7 protein-coding genes are annotated in these 5,532 nt (G+C 38.1%); 1 reads left to right on the top strand and 6 read right to left on the bottom strand.

Annotated features, from left to right (window positions below; genetic code table 11):
* Positions 1 to 764 (bottom strand): non-homologous end joining protein Ku (gene ku, locus AC1DDX_RS25295; protein WP_477622814.1); only part of this gene is annotated, 764 nt, incomplete at its 3' end.
* 295 nt (positions 765 to 1,059) lie between these two features.
* Between ku and AC1DDX_RS25290 the strand changes: the two genes are divergently transcribed.
* Positions 1,060 to 1,410 carry a helix-turn-helix transcriptional regulator gene (locus tag AC1DDX_RS25290; RefSeq protein ID WP_172662884.1) on the top strand — a complete coding sequence of 117 codons (351 nt, stop codon included), beginning with the start codon at positions 1,060 to 1,062 and terminating at the stop codon, positions 1,408 to 1,410.
* A gap of 58 nt (positions 1,411 to 1,468) precedes the next feature.
* Here the strand turns inward: AC1DDX_RS25290 and AC1DDX_RS25285 are convergent, their stop codons facing one another.
* From AC1DDX_RS25285 to AC1DDX_RS25265, 5 genes are all read right to left on the bottom strand, one after another.
* Positions 1,469 to 1,609, bottom strand: coding sequence for a DUF3823 domain-containing protein (locus tag AC1DDX_RS25285; RefSeq protein WP_477622815.1), 141 nt, complete (start codon positions 1,607 to 1,609; stop codon positions 1,469 to 1,471).
* On the bottom strand, positions 1,588 to 1,938 hold the full coding sequence (locus tag AC1DDX_RS25280; RefSeq protein ID WP_477622813.1) for a DUF3823 domain-containing protein: 351 nt from the start codon (positions 1,936 to 1,938) through the stop codon (positions 1,588 to 1,590). Before AC1DDX_RS25280 ends, AC1DDX_RS25285 begins: the two co-directional genes overlap by 22 nt.
* A 13-nt stretch (positions 1,939 to 1,951) precedes the next feature.
* Positions 1,952 to 3,832 (bottom strand): RagB/SusD family nutrient uptake outer membrane protein, encoded by a 1,881-nt coding sequence (locus AC1DDX_RS25275; RefSeq protein WP_172662882.1) that lies wholly within the window; start codon positions 3,830 to 3,832, stop codon positions 1,952 to 1,954.
* 4 nt (positions 3,833 to 3,836) lie between these two features.
* Positions 3,837 to 5,372 (bottom strand): SusC/RagA family TonB-linked outer membrane protein, encoded by a 1,536-nt coding sequence (locus AC1DDX_RS25270; protein WP_477622812.1) that lies wholly within the window; start codon positions 5,370 to 5,372, stop codon positions 3,837 to 3,839.
* On the bottom strand, positions 5,314 to 5,532 hold a 219-nt coding region (locus tag AC1DDX_RS25265; RefSeq protein ID WP_477622811.1), incomplete at its 5' end, for a hypothetical protein. The genes AC1DDX_RS25270 and AC1DDX_RS25265, both read right to left, overlap by 59 nt.

Below are 5,532 nucleotides of genomic sequence, written 5' to 3'. Positions count from 1 at the left end.
CTTTTTTTCTTAGTAAGGCTTTCCATTAATTGGCTGTAAAGATCATCGCTACTAGCTGTTTTAGGCTGCATTTTCTTAATAATAGGTTGTTTTCCCTTAGCTTTTGCTTTTATAATAGCTAAAAGTTCAACCCGATGTTCATCCTTAAATGAACTGATGTCAAAGTCACCACTATATTGAGCTATTAAAGCCATACCAATCTCCAACTCTTTGCTGCTTATCGTTTTTTCTCCCTTAAGCTTAACTTCTGTTGTGCTTCTAATTTCTTCCTCGAACCGGATTTTAGTAATAACCAGTACCTCATCCATGGGATGGATAACGCATAGGTTCTCCGTATTTCTGAATACGAAACGGGCTACTCCTACCTTTTTTGATTTAACAAGTGCACGTAGAAGTAAGGCATATGCTTTTTTTCCCTGGTTTTCAGGCTGTGTATAGTATGAGGTTTCGTAATAAATGGGATTGATTTCACTGATGTCAACAAAACGCTCCAGCTCAACGACCTTGGTCTTTTCCGGACTAGCCTCCTCAAAATCTTTGTCATTAAGTACAATATATTTTTCATCAAGCTGATACCCCTTTACTATTTTTTCATAAGGAACTTCTTTACCGGTATTTTCATTAACTCGTTTATATTTTATCCTGGCATGATCTCTTTCATCCAGCATATCGAAATCAAGATTGCTGTTCTGTACGGCCGAGTATAGCTTAACAGGGATATTAACCAAGCCAAACCCAATAGCGCCTTTCCAAATAGATTTCATAATGCATGTATTTTAATCTTTAACTTTCTGGTTAACAACTTTGAGATAGGAATGTTTAGATTGTCCACATAAAACAAATAATCCTAATTACTGTTGTGGAAATTTGAACATCAAAAGGGAGTTTTTGACAATCAACAGGTTGCCTGCGTGTCTGTTCATTCGATACTTTTGATTCAAAGATGCCTAATTCTTTCATATTGCCGCTCTAACTATCTCAACCCGTTTCCCAAAACATTTAGGCTCCTTCCATTAAAACGTCCCTAGCGTTTAGTCTGACTTATCTAAAAACGATGTTATGGAACATAATGCAGGAGAAATTATTGAACTCGCAGTACGGAGACAAAATGTAAACATTAGTGACCTTTCCAGACGTATGCACGTTAATAGAAGGACGCTATATAACTGGTTTAAACAACGAAAGTTGCATACCGATGTAATCATCGAGATAGGAAAAGCCATTAATCATGATTTTTCAGCCGATTTTCAAAGTGACTATATGGATTTGGGCGGGTTCTCTGTTTACAAAGATGAATCTTCGTTAAATCACTCAGATTCTGTTTATTACTGGATGGAAAAATACATTTCACTTCTGGAAGATTATAAGAAATTAGTACAAAAGGGAAGTCATCACAAGACATTGTCATAACATAAAGTTGAAGTAAAAAGTAGCGACGTATTAGGACGCTACTTTTTACTAATTATAATTATTTAAGCTGGATTTTTTCTGCCATTGAATAGGCAAGTTCCCCAACTCCTGCTGTTTTTACACCTACCCGAACATATACCGCATCAGCAATTGATAATGAAGCCGGAATCACAATATTCATTGTAAGTGGCTGATTAATATTTGGAATAGCCGAAGCAGCAATTGTAGTAACAGCACTTTGATTAGCATCAGCCCTACTCCTCWTAATCTGGTTAATTTATAATTGCCATCAAAAAGTAAGGCAGAAAAAGTACCATCTTGTGCAACATAAACTGGAATTTTTGTAAAGAAATCATAGCCGTGTTGCCATAATTCCAGCTGTACGCCATTTGATCTGACGCCAATGGCCTGACCTTCATACACCACCCTACCTGTAAGTAATGATTTTGGTGCGGTGTAATTATCTTTCTTACATCCTGCAATCCCTGCTGCAAGGATAAACAACAATGAATATATATATGCTTTCATTTTCATAACCTGATTAATTAAATGGATTTTGAACAATTTTAGGATTGTTGTTTATTACATTCTGATCAAAAGATGAGTAGTAATTAAAAATTTGAAAAAACCTTGGCGATCTAAATCTGGGAGCTGTCATTTTAACAAATATATATTTCCCATCGCGGGCTGCATCTCCAGGACGAATTACGCGGTATGGATATAAGGCTGATACTACTGCATCAGGACTATCTGAATTACCGGTCCAAACTTTATCTGCCTGTCTCCAGCGCTTTAAATCCCATAAACGATGATCCTCAAACGCCAATTCGTTTCTACGCTCATTTCTGATTTTACTAATGGTTAAGGTTGCGCTTGTCAGGCTATTTGCACCGAAACCAGCACGCTGCCGAATTAAATTTGCATAGGTTAAGGCATCGTTTGTTTGTCCGAGTTCAAATGCGGCTTCAGACGCATTCAGATATATCTCTCCTAAACGGAACCATACCCACCAAACGTCACTTTGAATCCCCCTTGTAGAGGCTCCGCCATTTGCATCTATATACTTGCGAAGATAGAAGCCTGTGTTTGATACCTCTTGTATAGACCGATGAGGGCCAGAAGCAGCTATTAGTGGTTTGTTATCTGTATAGTTTGTTCCAAGATCAGGGCCTTCAACTGTTTGATATGAATTTGTTGCAGCATTCCATACCATAACGCCAGCCTGCATATCAACTGTTAAACCTTTAAATGGTGCGCCGGGGAAAATTATTGTTCCATATAGCCTTGCATCTTTACCGGCAAATATATCGGTGGTATGATCATAATAGATATAATCAGTGTTGCCGGCATTTCTGGTTTTAAGTTTCCCCTCGGACCCATCGAGATATTCATAATTTTCCACCAGATTTAATGAAGGCGTAATGTTGGACGAACTTAAGTTGTCTTCTCGTATGCCCCGGGCAATGTTATCGTACGTAAATCCGTGTTTTTTAGCTTTAGTTGTCAGGAAATCACGTACAAAGATCACCTCTGGATTATTTGTTTTCTTTACAACAGCTTCATAAAAGTTCTCGCCCAGATTCGGGTTGCTTGTGTATAAGGCATATGGACCTGCTATGACTTCCTTAGAAGCTTCTAATGATTTTTGAAAGTATTCATCAGCTCTGGATGCTGGTATACCCACCTCTCCTCCGGTTGTAGTTATAGTTGGGGTTAGCAAGGCATTATATTTGGCAATTGAGCCAGCATATAACATGGCTCTGCTTTTCAGTGCCATGCATGTGTATTTATTTGCCCTCCCTTTACTGCCATCATTAGCGATATCATTTTTAACTGCATCAAGCTCAGAAGCAATGAAATCATATACTTCTGCTTCTTTTGCACGGGGTTGTTGCAGGTAGGTAGGATCTCCTTCAAAATTGTAGATTAATTGAGTGGTAATTAATGGTACCCCTCCCATCCTTTTTACCATTTCGAAATAAAGATAAGCTCTGATAAATCTGAATTCTGCTTTCAATTGGGTTCTTTGAACCTCACTAAGCGTTGCAGCACCAAATTTATCTACATTCTCTATAGCTAGATTTAGATCTCGAACAAAGCCATAATCGTATAGCCTCCAACGGCCTCTGTCGTAGCTCACAATATTATTCCGTCCCTCTTCATTGGAAAATCCCGACCACATAGCATCATCATAATCAGCCATATTTCTCCATTGTGAACCTGCCTGATCGGTTAAACCCATGTCAGTAGGAATCCGGTTATAATAATTTGCAAGTAGTCCTATTATTAGTTTTGGATCTTTCCATAATTGATCGTCAGTGACAATCGTAGTTGGCTCCCTTTCCAAGAAATTCTTTTTACAGGAGCTAAAACTTAGCAGGAGAACTAAGCTGAATATTATATATTTTGATATGTTTTTCATGATGCTATAGTGTTAAATTAAGCCCTAGTGTATAGATCTTTTGTTGAGGATAAACCAATCCATTACCCGCTGAAATCTCAGGATCAATTTCATATTCCTTTACATTGTCGAAAGAAAACAGATTTGAGCCATTAACATAGATTCTTAAGGCGGAGATATTTACCTTTTGCAATAGGGTTTTTGAGAAAGAATAACCCAATTCCAGGTTTTTCAGCCTCAGATAACGAATATTGGTCGTCCAGAAATCATTTCGGTTATTGCCACTAAGCGGACTGGTAAACACAGATAGTCCAGTGTTGTCCTTCCTTAATGCAGGATATGTTCCTGGGATCCATTGACTATTAGGGTTATATGGATCTGCTCTGTGCCAGCGATCTGTTAGCATATAAGCAGGTGAGTTTCCATTATTTTGAAATGGAAATTTCAATTCCCAATCTCTAAAGTAGGTCTGCATCCCCGCGCCCATCAGATCAAATGCAAGTGAAATACCTTTCCAGGTAACCCGGCCATTTATGCCGTAATTAAAATAAGGCAAAGCCCCTTCTGCATACCCAATTGGTTTTATGTCCATGGCGTTGATAATTCCATCACCATTTAAATCCTCATAAATTAAATCACCGGGTAAAAGCGTTCTGTTACCTTGTCCGTCTATGTTAACCGGGTAGTCATTAATTTGTTGTTCAGATTGGAACCTTCCTAAAATATGATGGCCCCAGTTCACATTTTGCCAACGGCCAGTTCTATCATTTCTGTACTGATCGTAAGAATTTCCAAAACGTGGTTTGTATATATAATCATCTTTAGTTCTGCCGAATGTTGCATTACCGCCGATTGAAAAATCCACCTTACCAATTGAGCTACTATAGGTAATTAAACCATCAAATCCCTGTGTAACATCTGAATTTAAATTTTCTGGTGGCAAACTATACCCTACCTCGTTTGGCAATACTACATCATAGCGTGGCGCAGGAAAGCCAGAACGTTTACGCCTGAATAGATCAAACTGTCCTGTGAAATGTTTGAATATGGTAAAGTCCACACCTACGTTCKATGTTTTATTGGTTAACCATGAAATAACGGTAGTAGGCAATCCTCTTGGTGCTACACCATTATAAAACGTACCATCAAATACAGCATTTCCGGCATTAACATTATACCCGCCCAAATACGCAAAAGGATTTGGCGAATAATAATTACCACCACCATCTTGTAAAGATGTTCCGGTTTCGCCATAAGAGGCTCTGAATTTTAAGTCATTAATGCTTTTAGAAAAGATCTTCTTAAAAAAACCTTCTTCCGAAATACGCCAGCCTACAGACACGCCAGGAAAAAATCCGAAACGACTGCCAGAACGATAAAGAAATGAACCATCATATCTGCCAACGGCTTCAATAAGGTATTTTTTCTTATAATCGTAATTTAACCTCATGGCATATCCTTCAAAAGCCTCTTCATAATGTGAATCACCTATGTAATCCAAATCAGCAAATACCTGTGTAGGAATAATATTGTTTGGCGGAACAGAGTGTAATGCCATCATATCTGCCAACGGCTTCAATAAGGTATTTTTTCTTATAATCGTAATTTAACCTCATGGCATATCCTTCAAAAGCCTCTTCATAATGTGAATCACCTATGTAATCCAAATCAGCAAATACCTGTGTAGGAATAATATTGTTTGGCGGAACAGAGTGTAATGC

It is taken from the genome of Pedobacter sp. 10L46_2 (genome assembly GCF_056395165.1).
This window is presented reverse-complemented; position numbering and strand designations above follow the sequence as displayed.

Bases quoted from the DNA above. Each gene is read 5' to 3' on its own strand.
- AC1DDX_RS25290 (WP_172662884.1), top strand. From the start codon at position 1,060: ATGGAACATAATGCAGGAGAAATTATTGAACTCGCAGTACGGAGACAA.
- AC1DDX_RS25275 (WP_172662882.1), bottom strand. From the start codon at position 3,832: ATGAAAAACATATCAAAATATATAATATTCAGCTTAGTTCTCCTGCTA.